General features: G+C 43.5%; 22 protein-coding genes and 1 pseudogene. 6 read left to right on the top strand and 17 right to left on the bottom strand.

Annotated elements, in window-relative coordinates; translation table 11 throughout:
* Window positions 1-17: 17 nt before the first annotated feature.
* On the top strand, window positions 18-491 hold the full coding sequence (locus R7F07_RS03925; RefSeq protein WP_005373699.1) for a peroxiredoxin: 474 nt from the start codon (window positions 18-20) through the stop codon (window positions 489-491).
* 50 nt (window positions 492-541) lie between these two features.
* Here R7F07_RS03925 and R7F07_RS03920 read toward each other — a convergent pair whose 3' ends face one another.
* The 4 genes from R7F07_RS03920 to R7F07_RS03905 form a co-directional block, all read right to left on the bottom strand.
* Window positions 542-949: an SPOR domain-containing protein gene (locus tag R7F07_RS03920; RefSeq protein WP_005373701.1), complete on the bottom strand. Its 408-nt coding sequence runs from the start codon at window positions 947-949 to the stop codon at window positions 542-544.
* A gap of 212 nt (window positions 950-1161) precedes the next feature.
* Window positions 1162-2331: a D-alanyl-D-alanine carboxypeptidase family protein gene (locus R7F07_RS03915; protein WP_171342685.1), complete on the bottom strand. Its 1170-nt coding sequence runs from the start codon at window positions 2329-2331 to the stop codon at window positions 1162-1164.
* Window positions 2332-3514: 1183 nt separating this feature from the next.
* Window positions 3515-4372, bottom strand: a complete 858-nt coding sequence (gene yghU / locus R7F07_RS03910) for a glutathione-dependent disulfide-bond oxidoreductase (protein WP_047102742.1) — start codon at window positions 4370-4372, stop codon at window positions 3515-3517.
* Window positions 4373-4588: 216 nt separating this feature from the next.
* Window positions 4589-5155 carry a TetR/AcrR family transcriptional regulator gene (locus tag R7F07_RS03905; RefSeq protein WP_042523218.1) on the bottom strand — a complete coding sequence of 189 codons (567 nt, stop codon included), beginning with the start codon at window positions 5153-5155 and terminating at the stop codon, window positions 4589-4591.
* 99 nt (window positions 5156-5254) lie between these two features.
* Here R7F07_RS03905 and R7F07_RS03900 point away from each other — a divergent pair, with 99 nt between their 5' ends.
* The gene (locus tag R7F07_RS03900) at window positions 5255-5797 is read left to right on the top strand and encodes a dihydrofolate reductase family protein (protein WP_171342626.1); all 543 of its coding nucleotides are present in this window, start codon (window positions 5255-5257) and stop codon (window positions 5795-5797) included.
* A gap of 64 nt (window positions 5798-5861) precedes the next feature.
* On the opposite strand, the gene R7F07_RS03895 is transcribed toward R7F07_RS03900, so the two are convergent.
* The 3 genes from R7F07_RS03895 to R7F07_RS03885 form a co-directional block, all read right to left on the bottom strand.
* Complete coding sequence (locus R7F07_RS03895) at window positions 5862-7316, bottom strand: sucrose-6-phosphate hydrolase (RefSeq protein WP_042523221.1); 1455 nt, start codon at window positions 7314-7316, stop codon at window positions 5862-5864.
* 31 nt (window positions 7317-7347) lie between these two features.
* Window positions 7348-8271 carry an aminoimidazole riboside kinase gene (locus R7F07_RS03890; RefSeq protein WP_053349293.1) on the bottom strand — a complete coding sequence of 308 codons (924 nt, stop codon included), beginning with the start codon at window positions 8269-8271 and terminating at the stop codon, window positions 7348-7350.
* Window positions 8272-8436: 165 nt separating this feature from the next.
* Entirely contained in the window at window positions 8437-9876 is a 1440-nt protein-coding gene (locus R7F07_RS03885; RefSeq protein WP_054574572.1) for a sucrose-specific PTS transporter subunit IIBC, read from the bottom strand.
* Between the two features lie 235 nt (window positions 9877-10111).
* Between R7F07_RS03885 and R7F07_RS03880 the strand changes: the two genes are divergently transcribed.
* Window positions 10112-11098, top strand: a complete 987-nt coding sequence (locus tag R7F07_RS03880; RefSeq protein WP_054574571.1) for a LacI family DNA-binding transcriptional regulator — start codon at window positions 10112-10114, stop codon at window positions 11096-11098.
* A gap of 63 nt (window positions 11099-11161) precedes the next feature.
* On the opposite strand, the gene R7F07_RS03875 is transcribed toward R7F07_RS03880, so the two are convergent.
* From R7F07_RS03875 to R7F07_RS03855, 5 genes and pseudogenes are all read right to left on the bottom strand, one after another.
* The gene (locus tag R7F07_RS03875) at window positions 11162-12535 is read right to left on the bottom strand and encodes a carbohydrate porin (RefSeq protein WP_171342686.1); all 1374 of its coding nucleotides are present in this window, start codon (window positions 12533-12535) and stop codon (window positions 11162-11164) included.
* A 739-nt stretch (window positions 12536-13274) separates the two neighbouring features.
* Window positions 13275-14153 carry an alpha/beta hydrolase gene (locus tag R7F07_RS03870; RefSeq protein WP_017819845.1) on the bottom strand — a complete coding sequence of 293 codons (879 nt, stop codon included), beginning with the start codon at window positions 14151-14153 and terminating at the stop codon, window positions 13275-13277.
* A gap of 32 nt (window positions 14154-14185) precedes the next feature.
* Window positions 14186-16129 (bottom strand): TonB-dependent receptor domain-containing protein, encoded by a 1944-nt coding sequence (locus tag R7F07_RS03865; protein ID WP_171342627.1) that lies wholly within the window; start codon window positions 16127-16129, stop codon window positions 14186-14188.
* A 151-nt stretch (window positions 16130-16280) separates the two neighbouring features.
* Complete coding sequence (locus R7F07_RS03860; protein WP_017819843.1) at window positions 16281-17234, bottom strand: LysR family transcriptional regulator; 954 nt, start codon at window positions 17232-17234, stop codon at window positions 16281-16283.
* 196 nt (window positions 17235-17430) lie between these two features.
* A pseudogene (locus tag R7F07_RS03855) lies at window positions 17431-17754 on the bottom strand (IS1-like element transposase); the annotation flags it as partial.
* A gap of 394 nt (window positions 17755-18148) precedes the next feature.
* Between R7F07_RS03855 and R7F07_RS03850 the strand changes: the two are divergent.
* Complete coding sequence (locus R7F07_RS03850; RefSeq protein ID WP_171342628.1) at window positions 18149-19753, top strand: S8 family peptidase; 1605 nt, start codon at window positions 18149-18151, stop codon at window positions 19751-19753.
* A gap of 261 nt (window positions 19754-20014) precedes the next feature.
* On the opposite strand, the gene fabG is transcribed toward R7F07_RS03850, so the two are convergent.
* The 4 genes from fabG to R7F07_RS03830 all read right to left on the bottom strand — a co-directional run bounded on the left by fabG (window position 20015) and on the right by R7F07_RS03830 (window position 23890).
* Window positions 20015-20734 (bottom strand): 3-oxoacyl-ACP reductase FabG, encoded by a 720-nt coding sequence (fabG, locus tag R7F07_RS03845; protein ID WP_017633598.1) that lies wholly within the window; start codon window positions 20732-20734, stop codon window positions 20015-20017.
* 299 nt (window positions 20735-21033) lie between these two features.
* A complete protein-coding gene (locus R7F07_RS03840) occupies window positions 21034-21828 on the bottom strand; it encodes a metal ABC transporter permease (protein ID WP_005373725.1) in 795 nt (264 codons plus the stop codon).
* A 3-nt stretch (window positions 21829-21831) separates the two neighbouring features.
* The gene (locus R7F07_RS03835; RefSeq protein ID WP_171342629.1) at window positions 21832-22758 is read right to left on the bottom strand and encodes a metal ABC transporter solute-binding protein, Zn/Mn family; all 927 of its coding nucleotides are present in this window, start codon (window positions 22756-22758) and stop codon (window positions 21832-21834) included.
* The gene (locus R7F07_RS03830; RefSeq protein ID WP_054577734.1) at window positions 22748-23890 is read right to left on the bottom strand and encodes a hypothetical protein; all 1143 of its coding nucleotides are present in this window, start codon (window positions 23888-23890) and stop codon (window positions 22748-22750) included. Before R7F07_RS03830 ends, R7F07_RS03835 begins: the two co-directional genes overlap by 11 nt.
* A gap of 208 nt (window positions 23891-24098) precedes the next feature.
* On the opposite strand from R7F07_RS03830, the gene R7F07_RS03825 reads away from it, so the two are divergent.
* A complete protein-coding gene (locus R7F07_RS03825) occupies window positions 24099-24770 on the top strand; it encodes a cupin domain-containing protein (protein ID WP_171342630.1) in 672 nt (223 codons plus the stop codon).
* Between the two features lie 73 nt (window positions 24771-24843).
* On the opposite strand, the gene R7F07_RS03820 is transcribed toward R7F07_RS03825, so the two are convergent.
* Window positions 24844-25083, bottom strand: a complete 240-nt coding sequence (locus tag R7F07_RS03820) for a YdcH family protein (RefSeq protein WP_005373737.1) — start codon at window positions 25081-25083, stop codon at window positions 24844-24846.
* 228 nt (window positions 25084-25311) lie between these two features.
* On the opposite strand from R7F07_RS03820, the gene R7F07_RS03815 reads away from it, so the two are divergent.
* Window positions 25312-26115 carry an SDR family NAD(P)-dependent oxidoreductase gene (locus tag R7F07_RS03815; RefSeq protein ID WP_017819837.1) on the top strand — a complete coding sequence of 268 codons (804 nt, stop codon included), beginning with the start codon at window positions 25312-25314 and terminating at the stop codon, window positions 26113-26115.
* Window positions 26116-26120 lie beyond the last annotated feature (5 nt).

Below are 26120 nucleotides of genomic sequence, written 5' to 3'. Positions count from 1 at the left end.
CAAAAAGGAATAGAATCATGATTCAACAAGGCCAAGCTCTACCAGTTGCAACTCTAAGTGAGTTGACGGCCGATGGTATGGTTAACCACGACGTTACAGAACTGTTTGCGAACAAGAAAGTCGTACTCTTTGCTGTACCTGGCGCATTCACCCCTACCTGTTCAGAAGCTCATCTACCAGGCTATGTAGTATTAGCTGATGAGCTAAAGGCAAAAGGTGTTGATTTAATTGCGTGCGTTTCTGTAAACGATGCATTTGTGATGCAAGCGTGGGGCGAAGCTCAAAACGCTTCTGAGATTCTGATGTTGGGTGATGGCGACGCTAGCTTTACTAAAGCATTGGGTCTTGAAATGGATACAGGCGGCTTTGGTGGTATTCGCTCACAACGTTACGCGATGATCATTGAAAACGGCACAGTGACTAAGCTTAACGTTGAAGAGCCAAAAGAGTTTGAAGCAAGCAAAGCAGAAACGATTTTAGCGGCGCTTTAAGCTTACTCCTAAATACAAAAACGGAAGCCATCGCTTCCGTTTTTTGTTGGCTAACGCATTCTCACAACACTCGTTTGTTGCTTACGCTGCATTTCCGCAAAAGTCAGCACAAACGGGGATGACTGCTTTACACGGCTTGGTAATGAAGAAAGCGCATTGTAGGCATCCTGTTTCGTTTTAAAATCACCAACAGTTACCGTATACCAACGCGTGCCTCGGCTGTTTTTCCAGTTAACCCAAACCGGATGCTTAGGATCGATATAGCGAATATAATCTTTCACATCTTTTTCTTGCTTTAGCGCGAGTACCTGCATTGTGTAATGGTTTGGGTTTAAATAACCATATGCATCCTGAGAGGTCATGACTCCAACACATTGGCCGCTATCGACCTCCTGCTGGTAAGGCATAGCGCAGCCCATGAGCGATAAAATCAATGTCAAAGATAAAATCTTGTGCACGTGTCACTCCATTCTTGTTCTAGTTTCTTTTCTCTCGCACCCAAAAACACAAAACGCTCTTGGTCAGGTAAAAACACACCCTTACAAGAAGGCCTGCGTTTTAACGCAACGAGTATTCCAAAAACGTAAGGCGACCACGTTGGTCGCCTTAGTAAATTGATTTAATAGAACATTAACAAGATAGAGTGATATAGACAGAAGTTCGCTACTGTTTAGAACCAGCTAGCGACCAATTGTTTAAACCAGTCTAAAATTCGCTTGAATAAACTGCCTTCCTCCACGGACTCCAATGCAACGAGCTCGGCTTCATTTACGACCTTACCGTCGACTTTGTAAAGCACTTTACCAACCACTTGTTGCTCAGAAATTGGCGCAACTAAATCACCGTTGTATTCAACTTCCGCTTGCAACTTTTTTACATCTCCTTTTGGCAAAGTGAGATAAACATCGTTAGCTACGCCGACAGTAAGCTCGTCTTTTTCGCCCATCCAAACTCGAGCTTTCGCAAGTTCCGCACCCGCCTCAGTCGGCATTACCGTATCGTAAAAGCGGAAGCCATAACTTAACAGCTGCTTGCTTTCTGATTCACGAACATTCTCGCTCTTCGCTCCCATCACTACAGCAATCAGACGCATATCACCTTGTGTTGCAGAAGTCGCTAGACTATAACCCGCACCGCTTGTATATCCAGTTTTCATGCCATCGACATTCATACTACGATCACGAAGCAAGCCATTACGGTTGTATTGAGTGATGCCATTGTAAGTAAAAGAGGTTTCGCTATACAGCGGATAGATATCAGGTAAGTCACGAATAATCGCTTGGCCCAACTTGGCAATATCATAAGGTGTCGAATATAAACCGTCACTGTCTAGGCCGTGAGGGTTGGTGAATGCCGTGTTAGACAATTCAAGCTTGGCGGCCCAACTATTCATCAAACTCACAAACCCTGATTCACTTCCCGCAACATGCTCAGCAATAGCGACACTGGCATCGTTACCAGATTGAACAATCAGACCACGGTATAAGTCAGACAAAGAAACGGAAGTATTGACTTCAATAAACATTTTTGAAGAATCTGGGAAATTTTTTGCCCAAGCATTTCGGCTGATGACAACCTCATCATTCAACGTAATATTGCCTGTATTAATTTCTTGACCAGCTACATAAGCAGTCATCAACTTCGTTAAACTCGCGGGGTTTAAACGTTTGTGGGCATCACGTTCAACCAGTACTTTCCCCGTATGGAAGTCCATCAAAACATAACCACGAGAACTGAGTTCCGGCGCATTTGGCACAACTGAAGGCGCAGCATAAGCCAACGAGGATACAGCAGCGAACCCTGTAATTAACACTGTGTGTAATATAGTACTTTTTCTCATCATGACATCTTATCTTAGTAGCATTTAAGGCTTACAAACGGTACCCGAATGAATTCAAAGCGCGGGATTACCTAGTTAAAAAACGAGTATATTGAAACGGCGCTCAGTTACAGCCACCTTGTTACGATTGGTTACTTTTACTCAATGTTTGTCGAAAATAATGAGAGGTAGGTAGAGCTTTCGTCTTGAAGAATGAAACAGGAGCGAAAATAATTCCGTAACGCTATGTTTTTTGAGAGGGGAGAAAAAGCGCGCAAGCCAATTCAGGGAGTAAGTTGGTATAGGAAAAGTAGTTGAGCTTTTATCCATATCTAAATAGGAAACAACAAAAACAATCAACAATAAGCCCAGCTAATTATTTACCAAGAAAACATATTAAAAACGCATCATAAAATCGTAATTAATTATCGATAAATTTAAAAACCTAATATTATAATTTATGCAAATTTCATTTATTATTAAACTGGAGAAAAATACAGCTTTCCTTTTTTAAAACTAAGAGACGATTTTTTCGATGTTTTTAGGTTTATCTCATCAGAGAACTTGGTATAACAGTGAGGAATAAGGCATCCGGACTTAGCGCGAAAGGATAACCCACTGTTATTTAAGTTCACACGCTGCTTTTTAATGACTAGAGACTTTAAACTGCGGTTACCTTCGGTTTGTGCGGCTATTCTTTGACGTATCCCAACCCAGTACGACTCAAACGACGACATCATACATATCCTCTTTCATGATATAAGCATTAATAATTAAACATCGCTAAAAGCTAAGCTTGTCTTAAATAAAAGTACTAGAAATTGATTTTATTTCTTCAAAACAAATCAACCCGCATATTCCACATAAATTTAGTGGTTATGTCAAATATTAATTATCATTAATTTTATTTATAATGGATATAAAATCAGTTTATAATTTTTAAATAATTTAATTATTAGAAAGCAGTATGACCAGTCCATATTTAACATGGAAATATGAGCTTTGTTTTGCATCATAATATATAAATACATTAAAGATTCATCTACGAACTAAATGCTCTTCAAGAGGTGATATAAATTAGCATTTCGAGACTAAATGAGAATAAAAATAGCGCACCGTATATGGTGCGCTATAGATTTGATTAAGGTCACTGTATAAGCATAGATAAAACTAAACTCATTTGACGTAGCTAGGCCAAGATTGCTTATGGTTTAAGTTTCAATACTTTATCAATATCTTCTGCGCTGTGGCGCTCAGGTAACTGCTCCCATTCTTCACCCCATGAACGGTTCACAATTCGACCACGTTTTACCGCTTCACGCTCATCAATTACTTTTGCCCAACGCACAACGTTTTTGTAGCTTTCTACGTCTAAGAATTCAGCCGCATCGTAAGCACGACCCAACACAAGGTTGCCGTACCATGGCCATGTTGCGATATCAGCGATGCTGTACTCATCGCCACCTAGGAATTCATTGTTCGCAAGACGCTTGTCTAATACATCTAACTGACGTTTTGCTTCCATTGTAAAGCGGTTGATTGGGTACTCGAACTTCTCTGGTGCGTACGCGTAGAAGTGACCAAAACCACCGCCTAGGTATGGCGCAGAACCTTGCAGCCAGAATAACCAGTTCATTACCTCAGCACGCTTAGCGCCTTCTTTTGGTAAGAAATGATCAAATTTCTCTGCTAGATAAAACAAGATGTTGCCAGATTCAAACACGTTCACTGGCTCAGAACCCGAACGGTCAACCAATGCCGGAATTTTTGAGTTTGGGTTAACAGCTACAAAGCCAGAGCCAAACTGGTCACCATCGCCAATCTTAATCAGGTATGCATCGTATTCTGCTGCCGTTACGCCAGCCGCCAAAAGCTCTTCAAACATGATCGTCACTTTCTGACCATTTGGGGTACCCATTGAGTAAAGTTGGAATGGGTGCTCACCAATTGGAAGCTCTTGCTCATGACGTGCGCCAGAATCCGGACGGTTGATGCTCGCCCACTGACCGCCGTTTTCATTATCGTTTGTCCAAACTTTTGGTGGAATGTATTTGTTAGCCATTGTTTTCCCTTATTGTGTTTGAATGCATCTTCAAACTGACGGGTCTTACGCGCCAGCAAGCATTATTAACATCACCTCTTCGCCAACTGCGATTAGGCATACTCAAGATATTAGGTCGAATTCGCTAAATAAAAGTCCTGCAATCTCTTTTAGTTAGAACCTTTGGTTATGGGATTTTCTTTCACGCTATAAGTAAAAACGTCGCGATAATGTGAACTAGGTTCGAGATGCCAATAACGAAGAACAGATCAGATTCAACGGTCCATCCAACATCTCCGTCTTAATCAAGCTCGTATCGTGGCAACAACTGATCGAAAGCGCGAACCCGTGTAGGTAATCTGCCAATAGATCCAAACTGTCTCTCTCCACTTGCGGAGACAATGCCAAAGACTGAACAATGATTTGATAGCGCTCGGTAAACACTTGAGCAGGGCCATACGATGTCATGCTCAGCATGGTTTGCAATAACCCGTTGTACTCACGCAGCAGTTCAATGTAGCTAACACACAAATTTTTGAGTTCGCCTTGCCAATCTTCATTCACTTTCGGTTGATAAATTTCCTCCACCAGCGATGTGGTCAACGCTTCAAGCAACGCATTCTTGTTTTTGAAGTAGTAATAGATCGCCATAGGATCCACATTTAATTGCGTCGCTAACGAGCGAATACTTGGTACCTTGCTATCCTTTTTCATCAATGACTTAGCTGTATCTAGGATGCTTTCTGCGCTTAACTGCGACTGCTTAGCGGCTGGTCTCCCGCGTTTCTTTTCGTTGACAGACATTTGATCTTCTCGATAAACTCACACTTATTCTACATTGTAGAGTTAATTTTAAACCATACTTTAGCTTGGCTCAAGCATCACCATTTTGATGAGGTACTCATGGCAAATATCGTATTTATTGCAACCAGTCTGGACGGTTACATCGCAGATAAGCAGGGCAAACTCGACTGGCTACATTCAGTACCAAATCCAGACAACATTGATACTGGTTTCTTCTCACTGATGGAGCGTATTGATGGCTTGGTAATGGGGCGCAACACCCTAGATGTCGTACTGAGCTTTGATTGCGATTGGCCATACAGCAAACCTGTGTTTGTACTCAGCAATACCATGACAGAAGTGCCACAAGGCTACGAAGACAAAGTCTTTCTAGTAAAAGGCGAGCAAAAAGATGTGCTTGCGGAGCTAAACGCAAAAGGCTTTAACGATCTTTACATCGACGGCGGAGTGATGATTCAGAACTTCCTGAAAGAAGATCTTATCGATGAAATGGTGATCACGCGCTTCCCTATCCTACTTGGCGGCGGCGCACCTCTATTTGGGGATTTAGAACAACCGCTAAACTTCAAAGTCACCAAGAATGAAGTTGTTCTGGATACCTTAGTTCAAACAACTTACGTGCGTGATAGGCAGTTAAGTTAGATAGTTAGAAAGAAAAACGCCCTTCACTAAATCAATGAAGGGCGTTTTAATGTATTCAAAACCGTTACTTAGCTGATTCAAACAAACCAGAAATACCTTTCAAAGGGAAAAGCCTTGCTTGCTCCAACCCTCTCAACGTTACCGTATTCAGGTCATCAATAAAGAAACGACTGGTCATCGTGTGTTTGCCACCATTAATGAAAATCTCGATGACAGAATTGTCGATATATATATCAATCGTCTGCTTAGCGTCCAATCTTGGTGCTTTTCGAATGCTACCAAATTCTTCTGCGTACAAATGAGACATGTGACGACGGTCCAGCATAAACTCGTGCTTTGTCGCACTAAAGACGATGTTGTCACCTTTGAGGTTACTCAGCTCAAGTTCAAAGCCATCGCCCTCAAGGTCTAATTGGATCAAACAACTTGTGCTTTCCAGTGTATGGGACTGTGCAAAGACTACCTCTTCTTTTCTTAAACTCTCCAATTCAGGGAGTGGAGTTTGAACAAGAAAACCATCTTTCAACGTTAGTTCTCTAGGAAGAGACAACATTCCTGCCCACTGGTGTGTGACCGATGGCGTGTCGATTTCTGGCAACCCTATCCATGCAATAAGAATGCGACGCCCATTCTCATCTAAATAGGTTTGTGGGGCGTAGAAATCAAACCCATAATCTGGCTGTAAAATATCTTGGTGGTTTTCTAAAGTCATCGACTCTAGGTTCAACTGATCACCCACGATATACGCGACAGAATAGATGTTTTTGAAATCATAAGGATTACTACTGCTCACGCCCTGTGGAGAAAACAGCATCACCGATTGACCATTAATCTCAAATAAATCAGGACACTCCCACATGTACCCAAGGTCAGAGAACTTGGTCTTGATAGGACCTTTATGCTGCCACGTTTTCAAATCTTTGCTTTGATAGAGCGCCATAGAACCATGCTCGGTTTTGGTTTGAGCACCCACCACCATCAAATAGTCGTCGCCTTTCTTCCAAACTTTTGGGTCACGAAAGTGCTCCGTGTAATGTTCGTTCTCAATGACTACACCGTGCTTTTCAATGCTGCCGTCTGAATCCATGGTGGCAAAACACTGTGTTGGGATTCGATTCCAGTTTTGGTCACGCTTGTTGCCAGTAAAAAACAGCAAAGCCTTGTTGTTTTCCACCAAAGCGCCGCCCGAATAGACACCATGTGAATCGTAGTCTTGGTCGGGATGAAGACCCACGCCATGATCAGTAAAATGGATGAAGTCTTTAGTAGAAAGGTGATACCAATACTTCATTCCATGGACTGGTCCCACAGGCGTCCACTGGTAAAAGATGTGGTGCTCACCATTGAAATAGCACAACCCATTTGGGTCATTTAACAGCCCAAATCTAGGGGCGATATGAAAACTAGGAAAGCCTTTATCTTGCTGACGTGAAAGTGTCATTTCTTCGATATCACACTGAGGGATTTGCTCAAGTCGACGATATCTTTGCTCTACAGTCCAACGGTTGTTTAAGCTCATAATTTTTCTCAACTGAAATTGGATCTGAAGATCATTGCCCAATAAATTGCAGCAACTCTGTCTGGGTCGGAAGCGCGGTCATTGCGCCTTTTTGCGTCGTCGCTAATGCACCACAGCCATTTGCCCATTGAATCGCAGAGCTAACAACAGGATGATTTTTCCAATCGTCATGCCGAGACAGGCATGCCAGTAGCCCTCCGACAAAAGCATCACCCGCACCTGTGGTGTCAATCGGACTAACGACTTGACCTGTGATCAGTTCACTCTGACTTTCAAAGACGCGCCAAACACCTTTCGCACCTTGTGTCACCAAGACCAAAGCAATATTCAAAGAGGCTATTTGTTGTAAACCTTGCGCCATCGACGTTGAGTCAGTTAAGAACAAAAGCTCTTCTTCAGAGAACTTAACCACATCGGCCATCGCTACAGCCTTCATCACGACAGCTTGGATTTCTGATTGATCTTGCCACACTTCATCACGCAAGTTAGGGTCAAAGCTAATGAAACCACCAGCGGCTTTTGCTCTTTTGATCGCCTCAAATGTGCTGCTTCTACTTGGCTCATTTGCCAGTGAAATTGAGCAAACGTGTAGCCAGTCACCTTGCTTAAAGTTTGGGATGTCTTCAACAGACATAAACTGATCAGCGCTCGGTTTTACCATAAACGTAAAGCTGCGTTCACCTTGATCATCTAAATCCACCACCACTGTTGATGTTCTTTGCTCTGGGTCTTTAACGAGAAACTCCGTGCTCACGCCCTCTTGATCGAGCGTTGATTGCATGAAGCGACCAAATGGGTCATCACCTACACGTCCAAAAAACGCACTCTTACCAGATAGACGAGCAATTGCTACGGCGACATTCGCTGGTGCACCACCGGGACATTTGAGTAAAGAAGTCTCAGATTCCGGTATTAGATCGACAACAGCATCACCAGTTACCCACACTTGATTCATCTTGCTTACCTTGAAATTAAAGCCCTGATAGTCCAACGTGTTGAACACCTTCACTACCAAGTAAAAATTGAAAAAGGCTAGCCAAGCCATTAGTGCTTGGCTAGCACCCCAAACATTTAGGAAAAGAAGTGGATTTTGGGGGACTCCACCCTTAAGGAGTTCAGATTAAGCCGCTGCTTTTCTACCGGCTTTAGCGCGGTCACGCATACCAAGAACAATGGTGAGAACAAATGCGGTCAAGAACGCGATCACCATACCCGCGATGTAGTACCCAATCTTCTCTGGCGTAATAGAAATGATGCCTGGAAGACCTGCTGCACCCAATGCCTGAGCTTTCACATTAAACATTGTAATGAACGCGCTCGATAACGCCGCAGCGCAAACTGCCGCAATAAATGGGTAACGTAGTTTTAGATTAACACCAAACATGGCTGGCTCTGTAATACCCAGCAAACCCGTAACACCCGATGGAATCGCAATACCTTTCATCTTCTTATCTTTGCTCATCACGCCCACCGCCAACGCTGCCGCTCCTTGAGAAACGTTAGACATCGCCGCAATAGGAAAGATAAAGGTGCCGCCCGTCGTCGCAATATCCGCAAGAAGTTGAGTTTCAATCGCAATGAAGCTGTGATGCATACCAGTAATAACAAACGGAGCATAAATAAGACCAAATACCGCACCACCAACAAAGCCAGCAGTGTTGTATAGCCAGTTCAGACCATCACCCAATAGGAAACCGATATCACGCGTGAACGGACCGACGACAGTAAACGTCAGCAAACCCGCTATGAAAATCGCCAGTAATGGCGTTAAAAGGTTGTCTAAAACAGAAGGTATGACTTTACGTAAGCCTAGCTCAACCTTCGCAAGAATGAATGCCGATACCAAAACCGGTAACACCGAACCTTGGTAACCCACTTTTTGGATTTCAAAGCCAAGAATATTCCAAACCGGAATGTTGCCAGACACAGATGCGCCGCCGAATCCCCAACCATTCAGCAAGTCAGGGTGAACCATCAACATACCTAGCGCCGCCCCTAAATATGGGTTACCGCCAAACTTCTTACTGGCTGAAAATGCCAGCAGAATAGGCAGGTAAACAAACGGCGCGTTCGCAAACGTGTTGATCATGTTCGCCAAGTCTGTCAGTCCTGGGTTGGCATCAATCAAAGATTTGCCATCAATGAACAAGCCTTGAGCAGTCAATAGGTTATAGATACCCATCAACAAACCACCAGCGACGATTGCTGGAATGATTGGAACGAAAATATCAGACAGCCCTTTCACCGCGCGCTGAACAATGTTTTGTTTCTCTGCGCCAGCAGACGCAACGTCGTTGGTGGACATTTCATTCATCCCCGTCAACTTCGCCATTTCTGCATAAACTTGGTTTACGATGCCAGATCCAAAAATGATTTGGTACTGACCCGCAACTTTGAACTGCCCTTTTACTCCTTCAAGGCTATCAATCGCTTGTTCATCTATTTTTTGCTCATCTGCAACGGCAAGGCGTAAGCGTGTCGCACAATGCGCAAGTGCGGTGATGTTGCTTTTACCACCTAATAGAGTTAACAACTCTTTTGCTACTGCCGGATAATTCATTTCATACCCCATTGGATTATTATCTGAGCTTGCGAAATTTTCGGGAACGTTTGCAAAATAGATTTTTGCTCAATAAAACCAAATGATCAAAGATAAAGCAGAGAGAATGTGAGAATGATCGTCAAATTCTCTCCCTAAGAGCAGTATAGGAGGTTAGAATCGCTACTTATCAAAGAGCTTTTCATCTTCTCTTTGCAAACAATCCCAAAAACGAAAAACAGAATGGATAGGAACAATGGCGAGTCTACATGATGTCGCCCGTCTGGCTGGCGTATCAAAATCAACAGTGTCACGGGTTATAAACGATGAATATGGCGTAAAAGAAGCGACAAAACTGAAAGTCCGCCAAGCAGTAGCGGAGTGTGGCTATGTGCCGAACCAAGTCGCTAAAGATCTAAAATCTCAAAAGACCAATCTGGTTGGTGTCATTGTTCCTCGGGTTTCCTCTCATGCCACATCCCAAGGTGTCGATGGATTAACCGATGTCCTTGAAAAAGCCGGGAAACATGTCTTACTTGCTAGCACTCACCAAGCCCACGAAAAAGAACTGGAATACATTCAGATCTTTAACCAAAAACGGGTTGAAGGGATCATTCTTTACGCCACCCACCTCGATTCCAAGCTGGTAAGAGCAATTCAAAACTCAGCCGTCCCAGTTGTGCTCGTCGGTCAAGATGGGTCCATGTTTAATATTCCAAGCATCATTCATGATGACGCACGAGTAGGGTTTGAAGCGGGAAATAGACTGGTTGCAAAAGGTTGCCAAACCATGGGTTTTATTGGTGTGCAAGGTGACGATATCGCGGTAGATAAGCAACGCTCTGAAGGATTTGTTCAAGCGCTACAGCATCATGGTTTTGAGATCGCCTTCCATGCTCGTGGTGACTTTACCATCGATTCTGGCTATTCATTGGCAAAACAACACTTAACAAAGAACCCTAAGCTAGATGGCTTGTTCTGTGCGACAGACCGTATTGCTATCGGTGCGATGAGAGCGATTCAAGAGCTCGGGTTAACACCGGGTAAAGACGTTTTAGTGCTAGGAGTTGGTGATGATGAGCTCGCATCAGTGTGCACCCCAACCTTATCAACATTTAACTATGCATTTGATAAAGCGGGTGAAAATGGTGCGAAACTGCTACTAGATAGAATTGCCAACAGAAGTTTTGAAATGAGTAAGATGGTACTAACCTTCAAAACAATTGAGCGTCAGTCCTGTTAATGAAAAAGCGCCAACTGAAATCAGTTGGCGCTTTTCTTATTACTCTTTGTCGGTTAGATCCCTTTAGAACCAAGTTTCCATTTGCAGTGCAAACAGAACTTCACCACCATCACCCATCGTTGCAGCACCCGCATCCTGGCTAATCGAGTAGCCATTCAAGTCTTCGCTCCAATCAACGTAGCTAACTGCAAAACGTAGCTCCGGACGGTCAAAGAAACCTGCAGCGGTAGACATCTTAAGCGTTGGTGCAATTGTCGCTTTGTAAAAACTGCCACTTGCTTTATCAATCGCATTGTCGAGGTCCATGTATTGGTATGAGCCTTCATAAACCATCTCAAAGTTCTGCGTAAACTCTTGCGCTAAGCGGATGTTGAACGATGCCCAAGTAAATTCATCATTTTTAGCAAAGCGATCTTGGCTATGTTCTGCTAGCAACGCAGGTGCTACACGCCAGTTGTCGCCGATGCGTGTTACACCATAACTGAACAAACGTACGGCTTTTGCGTCTTCTAGCAAATCACCGTTTGAACCAATGCCTTTAAGTTCTGCACCCAGTCCATCACCCATCAAAATACCAGTTTTAGAGAAGCCTTCACTCATGCCAAAGAAGTTATCGCCATGGTAGGCAAACATCGCATGTAAACCTTTGTCTGCTGCACCTTCTACGCGATCATTGTTATCAGCAGACGTCATGCCGCTCAGCATCAATTGCCAATTACCAAAACGGTTGTTCATTGTCGCGATATAGTTTTCAACATCCGTTGACGAGCTATCAATCTCACCAAAATCACGACCATAGATCGAGAAGTTTGCTTTCCATGATTCGCTCATTTGGACGTCATACACACCAGCACCAGTGCCAGATAAGAAAACAATATCCGAGTCAAAGAAGTGAATGTCAAAGTTATCACGGTCAAATCGTTTACCAGCCCAAAACGTCGCGTCAGCAAACGCACTTGATTCAGAGAACATGCTCAACTTGTTTAGCTCAGCATATACCTGACGAACGTTTAATTGACTCTCGCTCGCCGTCCATTCGTTATTGGTTTCCGTACTATCTGCCAACATGATTCGGAACAATGCGCTGGAACCATCATCTGCAAAACGTTTGTGAATAAGGTTTGCTTCCACATAATGATCATCCTCTACCCCTAATCGCCCAACTGGAGCGCCAATAGCACCAGCTGCCGTCATGTAAGGACCAGTGCCCACTGCACCATTCAGATCGTCATTAATCAGTAGCCCGGAACGAGCGTAGCCATGAAACTCAAAGCTTGAGGCTTCCTCATTTGCTTCTGTGGATGCTTTTTCCGTCTGCTCAAGTCTCTGTTCTAATTCATTAATTCGCTTTTCAAGAGCGTCAACATCTGTTTCTGCGAATACAGGTGCAGTAACCAGTCCAAGCGCTACTGCCATCGTCAAAGTGTGTAGTTTCATTTCCATAGTCTCACGTAAATTTATACTTAGGCATATTGCAAACGTTCCCAAGAAAAATCGCAAACTTATGGTGACTTTAAATGTCCATCTAAAGCCTGAATTTCAGAGCGCTCGTACTCAGAGCGTCTCTACTACTTATATCAATGAGGGCGATAATATATAAACTTTTCGGGAACGTTACCACAAAGAGGTGATTTTGTTACTTCTATCACGTTCAATTGTGTTACTTACAGAAAAATCATTAACCAGCGCACATTTGAATTAATTGTTAGCGCTAGAGGAAGTAGTTTGAAGGTGACAGGCCACAAAGAAGGGGTTTAGTGTTCATTTGAGAGAATACTCCCTCGCTTCCCTATGCTACTTGATGGTAACTCATCTCTATTTATTGATGAAAAGTAGCAGCTAAGGTTGAACGTAACTAAGAGCGAAGCGGATCTCGATACCTCATTTCAAACAACTTGAAAGGCTGTTAAGACGAGATAAACGACCTTCATTTTCTGTGAAGAGCGCTTTGTTGTTCTAATTCAAGCTAACGAAACACTTTTTTGGACAGAAGTACGTTAGAATACATACCCTAAAGTAGCCATAGATTTATTCAACCACTGCCTGAAAATGAGCCAGCCGCTCCCATTAATCAGAATGATAAAATGCCCAATAGAGATACATGAAAAAGCCAACTGTAATCACAGTTGGCTCAGTATTTCCCCTTGAACTTTTAAGCCTTATATTGACTAGAGCGTTAGTTCGGAAAGTGTTTATTTAAGAAGTCCAAAACATGAGTAACATACTTCTCGGTATCAAAGACAGGTGCACTGTGTCCTACACCTTCTTCAATGAAAAGTTGGTTGGTAACTCCATGCTCATCAAGCTTAGCCTTAAGTATCTCACTTTGAGATAGAGGCACTCGCTTATCCAAGGTGCCGTGTAACTGTATATATGGTGGAGTATTTTCATTCACATAACTCGTCGTTGATGCTTTCTTGGCAAGCTTTGGAATATTGTTTGGAATATCTCCTAAGAAACGAGATACAGACGATTTTTTGCTGGTTTTCTTGCCACCTTTATTACTTAACTCAAGTAAATCGGTAGGGCCAAAAAAGCTTACTACGGCTGAGACCTTGTACTTTGGTGGCTCATAGAAATCTACTTGGTTGTATGCCGAGTTAGTCGCACCAATAAAGCCAGCGAGGTGCCCGCCAGCAGAGCGTCCCATTATCACAACATTGTCCGCTTTAATACCGAGCTTTTCAGCATTGTCGTACAAATAGTTCAGTGCATCATTAATGTCTTGTACTGGTTGAGGAAAGATCGCTTCTCCACTTAAACGATAATCAACTGAAGCTAGCGCATAACCTTCATTCAACACAGACTGAAGTAATAATGGGTTCTTTTCTGGGATGGCGTCTTTGCTCCCACGTTTCCATGCACCACCATGTACCCAGACTAATAACGGGTACTGAGTATTTGATTCAACCGAAGGAGTATAAAGATCGAGTTTAATCTCTCTTTCACCTACAGTTTTGAACAAGATATCCTTCTCTACATTGAACTCCCCAGCCAAACAGACAAAGGGCATAAGTAGCAGAGAGGTCATCGCAGACTTAATTTTCGTATTCATTGTTTTGTTATTCGCTTAAAAAAGTAAGTAGATTAGAAAGTCGCTTCAGCAGCTAACCAGTAGCGTCGGCCATCTTCAATGTAGCCAAACTCTTCCTCTGTGATTTGCTCATCGAACAAGTTATAAACCGCTGCCATTAACTTCACATTCTTAGTTACACGCCAGTTCACACCGAGATCTACGTAAGTAATAGAAGGTGCCAACGTTCTTGTGCTATCACTAGTGATGTTGTTTTTCTCTTTGCCTTGATAGTTCATGCGGGCCCATGAAGCAACATCATCACGCACTGCCCAATCACCATTAAGTGAGAAGATATGTTCAGGTGCTTGTACAAGAGGCAAGCCATCATCATCGTCATTAGTGTTCTTTTCACTACGAGTATACGAGTAGGTTGCACTTAGTGTAATTGACTCTGTAATACCCTTAGATACGGAACTTTCTGCACCATAGCTGTTCGCATCATCAATGTTGACGTAAGTGCGGTCGCAACTTCTGCTATCAGTACACGTCGGATCGACAAACTCACTTTCGATCTTGTCTTTGAAGTCGCTGTAAAACAAAGTAATGTTTGCAGAAAGGTCTCGCTCATTAACGTAATACAGTCCCATCTCTGTATTGATGGAGGTTTCTGCTGTTAAGTCTGGATTACCGTAAATAGAACAACGCCCTCTACAGCTCTCTTGAACCCACTCTTCGTCCATTTGTGTCAAACTAGGTGCTCGATAACCCGTAGACACACCACCTTTTAGCGTCCAACTAGGGTCAATAGACCAGACCCCGTAAGCTCTTGGGCTAAATTGCCCGTCAAAGATCTCATTGTCGTCGTAACGTAAACCAAGGGTGAGAGCGAATGTATCCGTGAGATACCACTCGTCCTCAGCAAATACTGCCCATTGCTTGTTTTTAGAGGTCAATGACAGTTTATTATCAGTCAGATCCTTTTGCTCGAAAGATGCGCCCAGTGTTAAGTAGTGAGCATTAAGAGGCAGACCCCATTGCGTATTAATTTGACTATTCTCGACTTCTTTATCTGCACCGATATTTTTTACTGTTTCATTACTGATAAATGAAGAACTTGTACCCCAAGAGTAGTTTCCGTCGTGGCTAAAACCAATAGATTGGCGTTCATATTCTCGTACTGCAACTTGAGACTCTCGCTCCACTGATTTACCTAGAGTGGTCTCTCGCTCTTGGTTATGATTGGTGAACTCCAGAGTAAAAGTGTCATCCGAGGTAGGTGTGAGGTACAAAGAAGCTCGATAGTTGTCGAGAGTCTTACCTGCATAACCACTTTCAATTTCATCTTCTTTTCTTTCCTGATACAGTCCAGTCAAAGAAGTACTCAACAGACCATCAATGACAGGGCCAGCAAGGTAAAGCTGCCCTTGATAGCTATTTCCAGATTTTGAATTTTCTTGAAGCGTCGTTTCTGCACGCAAGCTTCCGTGCCACTCTTGATAATTTTTACGCGTAATAATATTAATCACACCCCCCAAAGCATCAGACCCATAAAGGTTTGACATAGGGCCACGTACAACTTCAATACGTTCAATTGCACTCAACGGGGGAAGCCAGTCTTGTTCAGTAAACGTACTACCATTAGTTTGAGTTTCTCGACCAGACTGCTTCCTGCCATCAACAAGAATGGCCGTATATTGAGCAGGCATACCTCGAATTGAGATATCTTGGCCATCACCACCTCCTGTAACGGTTACCCCAGGTATATCACTTAAAGCATCAGTCAAATCTTTATATGAGCGATTTTCAAGTTGCTCTCGGGTGAGAACACTTATTGTTGCTGGCGCTTCTGTGACATTCTGTTCGTAACCAGAGGCTGTAACCACTACGGTTTCCATTGCTGTTGTATTGATACCAGTCTCAGGTAACTGGTCATTTGCAACAACGACCATAGGTACAGTAATACAAGCAGAAACAACTGATGTAGAAAATAGAGAGTATGTGAAAAGAGGCTTCATATTGAATAGGCTTAAAATGTAATTGCATTTAATAATTATTATCAATTAAACCTGATTATCATAATCACTGACAAGTTAATCACTATCGAGAAAAGAGAATATCACTATCCAATATACGAATAGTTAACCACGAATTACCCGATATAAGCATTTAAGCTAAAGTATCGGTTCCAACATAGAGCTGTTTAAAGATCTCTCGTACCCATTCACACATAGGATCATCGTTAAAGCGTTTGTGCCAATATAGGAAGACTTCTTGAAAGTCCAACTGTAGCTCGGCAGGTACTTCTCGAACGATCAAGCGAGGGTCTTGACAAGCTGCCTCTGCAAAAGGTGTCGGTAGATGAAATATAATCTCAGTCTCCGCAGCGATACTTGGAGCAGAACTAAAGTTATTCAGTTGCACTGGCGCTGATAAACGCTTTTTTTTGTTCGCTAACCCTAGCTCTTGGTATTTATGCTCAAACGACAATCGCTTCTCACCCTGCAAAGAGACTTGTCCAAAGTCAAATTCGGCCAAACGCTCTGGAGTTAGCTCTAAATCGGCCAGTGGATGATAGCGGCTCATAAGCAAACGGAAAGTACGCTTAGCAACAACCATTCGATAGATATTTTGCTCAGAGCTTGGCGGTTGATGAGAGGAAAGTGCGAAATGAACATCTCCAGCCACCAACGCATCAAAATGACGTTTTGGTGCTGAGTCCAAACTGACCTTAAGGTTTGGAGCCTCTTGCCGAATCTTAGCGATAACCTTAGGCATTAAGGTATTAATCTGAGGAAGAAGGCCGTAAACCTTAACGGTGCTTGATACAGTGCTCGGATCAAACGAGTCTCTATGGGCAAGTTTTTCTAAACTGGTAATCACATTATTGATGTCTTGCCTTACTGACTCTGCTTTTGGAGTCAGTTCATAGCCGTATTTCTTGCGCACCAGTAATTCGTCATTAAAGAAAACTCTCATTTTTTGCAGTGCTCGACTTACCGCAGACTGGCTCATATTTAAAGCCATAGCGGTGTTAGATACATGCTTCTCTTCGAGCAAGTGCTTTAAAACAAAGAGCAAATTCAGATCAATTTGAGATAAGTTCACGTCAATACCACCCATCAAGCTTCCAGTAGGTGGTATAGTACATAAATCTCTAGAGTTTGTGGTAAGTGTTTTCGATACTACAAGGCACTATTGAAACACAAGTCTGGTAGCAGGACAGTTTCCGTGCTAACACGAAAAGGGGCAAAAGTGTGTTTCAGTTCTTAAATGGGGAAGTGTTTTCCTCATATACCTCAACCAATACAGCTAGCCTTTCAAGTTTACAAATTAGTCTTATATTTGCTTTATCGAAAGGCATTGAGGTTACTTACCTTGGCGAGATTTTTTAAAGTACTCAATACTGTGTTGTATACGACATTCAACACTTGTACTGTTTCCCTAACGCCAGAGCTATTCATTGACATATCAACAGTTTTTTCTTTTACATCTGGCTTGCGGGCTTCGTAAACGTAATCGAGTTAAAGCTCTTTCGACACTCGATACATCTGGAGCGAGGAGAGCCAGAATGCCCTTTTCCATGTTCACGAACGGGCTCTGTTTTATTACAGAAACGATATTGAACTTGGATAGTAACCATGAGTTAAAAACATCAGAAATCAGGTGGCTATATTAACATCTATCAACCGATTTGAGTTATGACCAATAAAAGGATAGTTAGGTTTTTATTGCGTAAATTATCGGTAAGATGAAGTCATATAACAGGCAATATGTCAGGTGTGTAGAATTATTCTATTTTAGGGATTTTGCTCTAAGTCTAAATGAATCTTTGCATTTCAATTTCAATAAAGCTTGGTTATTGATCATGTTTCTGAGTATGCGAATTATTATCAGTTATGCATATGATTGCTCATTGTCTAGTTTGACTTGTGTAACGTCACTTCAGCACGCACTACGCTGATTGTCTGTGTTTTCGTGTTGACAGTTTGGTACTAGGTAAAAATCAACAAGACTATGATTTCGAGGAACATTTTATGTTAAAGAAACTACTAAGTTGTTGTATCACCTCCGCACTCTGTTTTCATTCTTCTCTCGCTTTTTCGCAACCCAATGAGATTGCGGACAGTGCAGAGTTACAACAAGCTCCGGACATATTACCAGCCACATTAATGCTCGCACCGGACGAGATCGCCATTGCAGATCGCTACATAGTGGTATTTCAACAACCGCAAATGATGGCGAGCAACTCAACGGAATTCGAGCAATTCACGCAACAATCCGTAGACCGCATGTCTGGTTTGTATTCGGTAAAAGTGGAGTCGGTTTTTGACCACTCGATAAGTGGATTTGTCGCTAACTTGAGTCCTGAGCAACTAAAAGATCTGCGTTCTGATCCTCGTGTGGACTACATTGAGCAAGACAGAATCCTATCGCTTGACCCAATAGTCTCGGCAGACGCAAATCAAACCAATGCCATTTGGGGACTAGACCGAATCGACCAACGAAACTTGCCACTCGATAACAACTACAGTGCCAACTTTGATGGGACTGGGGTAACGGCTTATGTCATCGATACTGGTGTGAATAACGCGCATGTTGAGTTCGGTGGTCGCTCAGTTTCAGGGTATGACTTTGTCGATAACGATGCAGATGCAAGTGACTGTAATGGACACGGCACACACGTAGCGGGCACCATTGGCGGCAGCTTGTATGGTGTTGCGAAAAACGTCAACCTTGTCGGCGTGAGAGTATTGAGCTGTACCGGATCGGGTTCTACTTCTGGTGTTATTGCCGGTGTGGACTGGGTGGCTGCGAACGCTTCCGGACCTTCAGTCGCCAACATGAGTTTAGGCGGCGGTCAATCCGTCGCTCTGGATAGTGCGGTGCAAAGTGCGGTTCAGTCAGGTGTCAGCTTTATGCTAGCAGCAGGTAACTCCAACGCCGATGCGTGTAACTATTCTCCAGCACGCGTTGCTTCCGGAGTAACTGTCGGATCGACCACTAGCACGGATGCACGTTCGAGTTTTTCAAACTGGGGCAGTTGTGTGGATGTATTTGCGCCAGGTTCACAAATCAAATCTGCATGGTATGACGGTGGCTACAAAACCATTAGTGGCACTTCGATGGCGACGCCACATGTGGCGGGTGTAGCAGCATTGTATCTTCAAGAAAACAGTTCACTGTCTCCAAGCCAAGTAGAGGCCTTGATCGTTAGCCGCGCAACTAGCGGAAAAGTGACGGACACAAGAGGCAGCGTGAACAAGCTACTTTATAGCTTAACGGATGCAGATTGTGGCCAAGACTGCGGTGGCCCAGACCCAACACCGGACCCAGAAGGCAAATTAACCTCGGGCGTGCCAGTAAGTGGTTTAAGTAGTTCAACTGGTCAAGTAGCGTATTACTATGTTGATGTAGAAGCTGGGCAGCGCTTAACCGTACAAATGTATGGTGGCAGTGGCGATGCGGATTTGTATCTCCGTTTTGGAGCAAAACCAGCACTGAATGCATGGGACTGCCGACCTTTCAAATACGGTAACAATGAAACATGTACGGTCAGTGCGACGCAAAGTGGACGTTATCACGTCATGATTCAAGGTTACTCAAACTATAGCGGTGTCAGCATTCAAGCGAGCTACTAGTTATTTTTCTCGTTATTAGAAGAGAACAAAGCCCGCTTTTCGGTGGGCTTTTCTTTTGGGAATACTGTGCTTTAGGGAATGCAGTGTTTAAGAGGAGACGCTATTCAAACGTATTGGCCTTTTGCTTCAAAAACTCAACTCGAAGCGGCATCGAAGCTTTCTATTAGTAGTTAGTAGTACTCACATAAGTCGGGTTCCTCAAACAAAAACGCCCTTCATATAAGTAAAGGGCGTTTGTTATTTGACGTTTTGATTAGCGAGCTATAACACCAGCCCACCGTCAATCTTGAGCACTTGGCCTGTGATGTAGGCGCTCTTATCTGAGGTTAGGAAAGAGACGCCATTGGCAATATCTTGAACTGAGCCCATGCGCCCTAATGGGGTTTTGCCTTCCATCATTTGAATGACTTTCTCTGGCAGGTTCTTGGTCATGTCGGTGGCGATAAAGCCTGGCGCGACACAGTTGACGCGTATCTGTGCACCCTTTCTTGAAAGTTCTTTCGCCCAGCCTTTGCTCATTGAGATGACGCCGCCTTTACTTGCGCCGTAGTTGCTCTGGCCGATATTACCATCCGTTCCCACTATAGAAGAAATGCTAACAATACTGCCTGTGCCCTGCTCTAGCATGACAGGAGCAACACGTTGGGTGAGTAAGAACACCGCTTTTAGGTTCACGTCGATCACGCTGTCCCAGTCTTGCTCTAACATATCTGGCAACAATGCATCTCGAGTGATGCCCGCGTTGTTAACCAGAGCATCGATTCTTCCGTGCTGCTCTACAACACTTTCTACTACTTCACTTACGGCTTCGGCATCACACAAGTTGACTTGATAACTGCTTAGCTGCGCCGACTGACTCCATTCCACGGGCGATATGTCTAGCCCGATTACGTGGAATCCATCCTCCAGTAATTGTTCACAAATCGCTTGGCCAATACCACGAGCCGCACCAGTGACTACTGCTACTTTTTCCGGTTTCATCTTGGTCTTCCTTAAATGTTGAGATTACAAATTCGCTTGTATCCCTAGCGTTTTTGTTTTTATGCCTAGTCGCGTTACAGCTGCGCTTCTCATACGCAGGGTCTTTTATATCTTATAAAAACTATAGAAACAGTCTGGGAGTCGGATGTGAACTAATCAAGGCAACTTGATGACTATGGCAAGATCAACGTAAGAAAGTGTGTTGGAAGGCGCAAAGTTACACGATTGGAGGGCTTGGATAGAAAAGTATTGGTCTGATTAATCAAATACTACTTCATCAGACCAATATTACTTGTCTCTTAATCTCTTACAAAAGCTGGTTTTGTTATTTTCACCAGAAAAGGCTGAAGCAAGAGATTAAACAACATGCCAGCAATAAACAGGGTGATCACAATACTCGCACCACTCGGTAAGTCATAGCGAGCCGATGCGGCAATACCCGATAAGATCCCAACAATACCAATGCTGATACTGGCGACAAAGAATCGAGTTCCCTTCAATGCTGCCGCACATAAAGCTGGAATCACCAACAAAGCAAATTCTAAATAAATGCCGGTTAACTTGACCGTAATGGGCATCAGAATAGCAAAGATCAGATAAAAACCACTACCGCGCATAAACGCAGGTTTTAACCAAACCAATAGCAACATCGCAGCGGTAATGAGTGCCAAAGGCCAGACGTCTGCCCAAGTCGCCCATAACAGTTGCCCATTAAGAATGCCTTGAATAAAGTCTCCGCCGTGTGGGTCTTTGCTCACCAGCAGGATTGCCAGCGATGCAGACACGACAAACAAGCTGCCAATCATGGGCTCTAAATGCTGCTGGTATCGTTTCTCCATAAGGGCGATCAAACCGCAAAGCATCAAAGACATCACCCAAGGGCCAATCATTTCGCCAAAGAATGAGCCTGAGAACAGCGCGTATTGGCTCAACCAGTAGTGGCTAAGTGCTGCCCCCAATGCCGCGACTTGCGCCACCGCCAAATCTATAAAGATGATCTGACGATTAAGAACTTGTTGCCCCAGAACGATGTTGCCAACTAACGCAATTAAACCACACAAAACCGCAGGTAAAAGCCATGCATAATCAGCCATGGCTCAGATCTTCACAGGAACGGGCGGCACTAACACATCCAGTAAATCATCAATGACCTGATCGTACATCTCATCCAAGTTTTCACCCTCAGAAACGGTCAATGGCAGTTGAATCACAGGTTTGTCAGTATGATCTTGCAACCAGTTCGCTGGACGCTGATCCTGATGAGAGGAGTAAACAATCGCATCAAAACTGTCAGCATCTAACTTGGTAAGTGATTGCAGGTGAGATGTGGTCGGTGAAATGCCCGGTTTAGGTTCGAGATCGGCAATCTGCTTCATTCCGAGCCAATCGTACAAATAACGATACGTCGCGTGATAACCGACAACTTGCTTACCCTTTAAAGCAGCCCCTTTCTCATTCCATTCTTTAAGCTTTTTACGCCAATGAGCACGAAACTTCATACCATTCACTTGGTAACTTTGTGCGTTGTCGGGATCAATCGCTTTTAGGCGATCCGTGACTTTACGAGATAATGGAATCATGTCATTTGCCGCAAATTGAACATGTGGGTTACCGTGAGCGTGTATATCTCCCATGCTACGGTCAACGTGAGCATGAGTATCTAACATGCGCACGAAGTCCGTCGCGTAGATCATGCTCGGCGCACCATTTTGCACCGCCGCATTGCTGCTACGAACTTGCAGCATAGGTAACCACCCCACTTCTAGTTCTGCACCCGAGCACATTGCCATGTCCGCTTGGCGCATCTTCGCAATCAAAGAAGGACGAGCTTGTACGTAATGTGGGTCTTGCTTAGCCGTTGTCGCTGAATAAATACTGGCATCTGGCGCGTGGCTTTCAAGAAAGGCTTTCCATTCTGGCTCACAAACGAAAATGTTTAGAGCCAAAGCAGGCGAAGAGATGATGGCAGCTCCTGCTGCCATCATCACCAAACTGCATTTATTCAATGTCAGCTTAGAACGCATGAGCACCGTGCGCTCCAAATGTCATCACGTATTGCAGAGTGAACACGTTGTCTGTCTCGCTGTCTTGGTTATCAATGCGAGTGTATTGCGCACGGATAGTACCGAAATGAGAAGAATCCCATGCGATCATCGCATCCATTTCTTTATCATTCAGCTCAGTAAAATGCATGTGGTCGCCGTGTGCATGACCATCGTAGCTTTCTGCTTCGCCGTAACGTAGACCTGCTGACCAGCTTGGGTTGAAGCGATAAACGCCCGAAACATAGTAGGCGCTTAAGTTGTCTGGTGACTCTGCATCGTTTTTATATTTACTGTCTACCACACCGTCTAGCAGCATGTATTCAGCCGATAGCGTGAAGTTGCTGTATTTGTAATTACCGTCTGGTGCCCATTTCCAAACAAAATCAGCCCCGTAAAGGTTCGCACCTGTCACTGCTGCGCCATGATGGTGATCGTGATCATGCTCTTCTTCATGACCGTGGTCGTGATCTTCGAATTCTTTAACCTTGCCGTTTTCGTTGCGCAGGTAACTTAAACCAAACTGCCAACTTGAAGATTCGGAGAAGTCATTCCCAAGCTTCAGCGTCGTGGTGTACACGCCAACTTCAGAACCATCTTCGACAGAAGACATTTTGCTACCACTAAGCGCTTCTACACCAAATTTTACGTAAAGGTCGGTTGGCAACACGATGTTTGCACGTACACCATCATCGTAGTAGTGCGAGCCAAGGAAAGTACGATAAGCAATTGGACGCTCGACAAAGCTATCGGTGTGCATGTGTTGGTTGTTCAGGTAACCAAAGTCAGATAGGAATCGGCCAGCGCGCACATTTACACCATATGGCAATGCCAAAGTTTCGATGAATGCCTCTTCAAGCTCTAATTCTGTCTCATCACCGTGACTTTCAAGAACCGCGGTCAATGCACCGTAAAACTTGTCGTCGATATTCGATGAGAAGTTTAATTCCGTATGGCCTAGACCAAAGCCTTCTTCGCGCTCAGAATTATGACGTTGGCCATCTTGGTAGTAGCCATCAACAACAACACCAATCTGTGGGTTCGATAGTGTGTCGGCAAAAACAGGGGATGCAAAAATGCTACCGATCACGAGAGACACCAATTTCTTATTCACTACTTTTTCCTTTTTGTTATGTTATAACATTTAATTTTGCGATGTTATAATATAACAATTCTCATTACACAAGCAGAAATTTAAATTAGGTTCCGATTTCCTGTTCGTACTCAATCCATGAATTAGGCTATCAACAAATGAATCAATTGATGTTTTTTAAACGTATACTAATGAGAATTAGTAATTAAATAAGTAACGGAATTTCAATATGTTGAATATGGATTTTTCAAAAAGAATCGTGATAGATACTGCTCAACAGGAATGGATCGCCAGCCCTTCCAAAGGTGTGTGGCGTAAACCTTTGGAACGAGAAGCCAAAGAATCAGGGCACACCACCAGCGTCGTTAAATACGAGCCAAATTCGCACTTTTCGACTCATCCTCATCCTCACGGAGAAGAAATATTAGTGCTCGAGGGAGTATTCTCTGACGAATACGGTGACTACCCTGCTGGCACTTACCTTCGTAACCCTCCAGGAAGTCAACACGCACCATTTAGCAAAGAAGGCTGTGTGATTTTAGTTAAACTAAATCAGTTCGAATCTGAGGATCTTGAAACAGTTCGCATTAATACAAACCAAGCGAGCTGGCAGAGTGGTGTCGGTGGGTTGCAAGTCATGCCTCTGCATCATTTTGAGCACGAACATGTCGCGTTGGTTAAATGGCCAAAAGGTGAGAAGTTTCAACCACCCCGTCACTTTGGTGGTGAAGAAATTTTCGTATTGTCAGGAGAGTTTAGAGACGAGCTAGGTACCTATCCCGCTCTCTCTTGGATCCGAAGCCCACATATGAGCGAGCATTTTCCTTTTGTAGAGCAAGAAACGATCATTTGGGTAAAAACTGGTCACCTGCCGCTCCAAGCTCCTGCTCAGCACTCCTAATGTTTGCACACTTGGCATCGTCCATTGGAACTAAAATCGGCCCGCAATTTACGAGCCGATGATCATTTCGTCACTAAGAACCCATTATTCGCGAGTGGAGCCAGTCTTTGAGCTCAGCCCGGTTATGTTTTAACACGTTCATTTCGTGATCATCAATCGGGCTTCCTTGAAGTTCTAGTACGCGGATTTCCTTATCTAAAGCATTGTAGTTTTTAACGGTTTCAGCAAATGATGCATCGTTTTCGGTAAGCTGAGTAATGGTATCCAAATGTTCTGGGAATTCATGAGTTAATGAGTGATTTTCACCTAACATAGAGACCTCTTGGCTATTATTTGAGTACAAAACAGTGCCTAATTTTTGAGCACCACATGTATAACCGTAGCATCTAATGAGACGTTAATTCGTCGCACCGTCCACAAAAAGAACAACAAAGTTATTTTCAATTTTTCCTAGAAAGTGTTTTCTTTTTAGTCTCAATAGTCGAATGCAAAAGATGCCACTATGATCGTTCTATAATAACCCTCAACAATGAGAGCGATCATGCGAAAGACAATTCTAGTTACTGGATCTACTGACGGTATTGGTTTAGAAACCGCGAAAATGTTAATTAACCGTGAACAACACGTAATAATCCATGGCCGGAATATAGAGAAAATTCAACAAGTTGAGCAAATTTTGAGGGAGATGAAAAGTGGTAAAGTTGAAAGCCTTGTTGCTGATTTATCCTCTCCCAATGCGGTAAAACAGATAGTGATGGAGATAACAGAACGGTTCAATCGTTTAGACGTCATCATTAACAATGCTGGTGTGTACGCAACACCAAATCCAAGAACTAAAGAGGGTCTTGATGTACGCTTCGCAGTCAACACCATTGCTCCCTACTTACTCACTAGAGAGCTATTGCCGTTGCTCGGTGATACGGGTCGTGTGGTTAATTTGTCTTCAGCTGCACAAACAACAGTAAACACTAGCGCTTTAGTCGGTAATAAACCATTGTCAGATGGCGAAGCATATGCCCAAAGCAAATTGGCATTAACGATGTGGTCACGAGCAATCGGACTAAAGCTTAAGAACACTGGCCCTATGTTGGTATCAGTAAACCCAAAATCATTCCTAGGTAGTAAGATGGTTAAAGATGCTTATGGGGTTGCTGGTGGTGATATCCGCTTAGGAGCAGATATTCTAACTCGCGCTGCGCTATCAGAAGAGTTTGCTCAAGCGCATGGTATGTACTTCGATAATGACATTGAAGCATTCGCGCCCCCACACCCTGATGCATTAGATCAGAGCAAAACACAGCAGATAATTGATAGTATTGAATTAATCCTAAGCAAACTCTATTAATAACA

The sequence above is a fragment of the Vibrio sp. YT-16 genome, assembly GCF_033337405.1.
Taxonomy (GTDB): domain Bacteria; phylum Pseudomonadota; class Gammaproteobacteria; order Enterobacterales; family Vibrionaceae; genus Vibrio; species Vibrio alginolyticus.
This window is presented reverse-complemented; position numbering and strand designations above follow the sequence as displayed.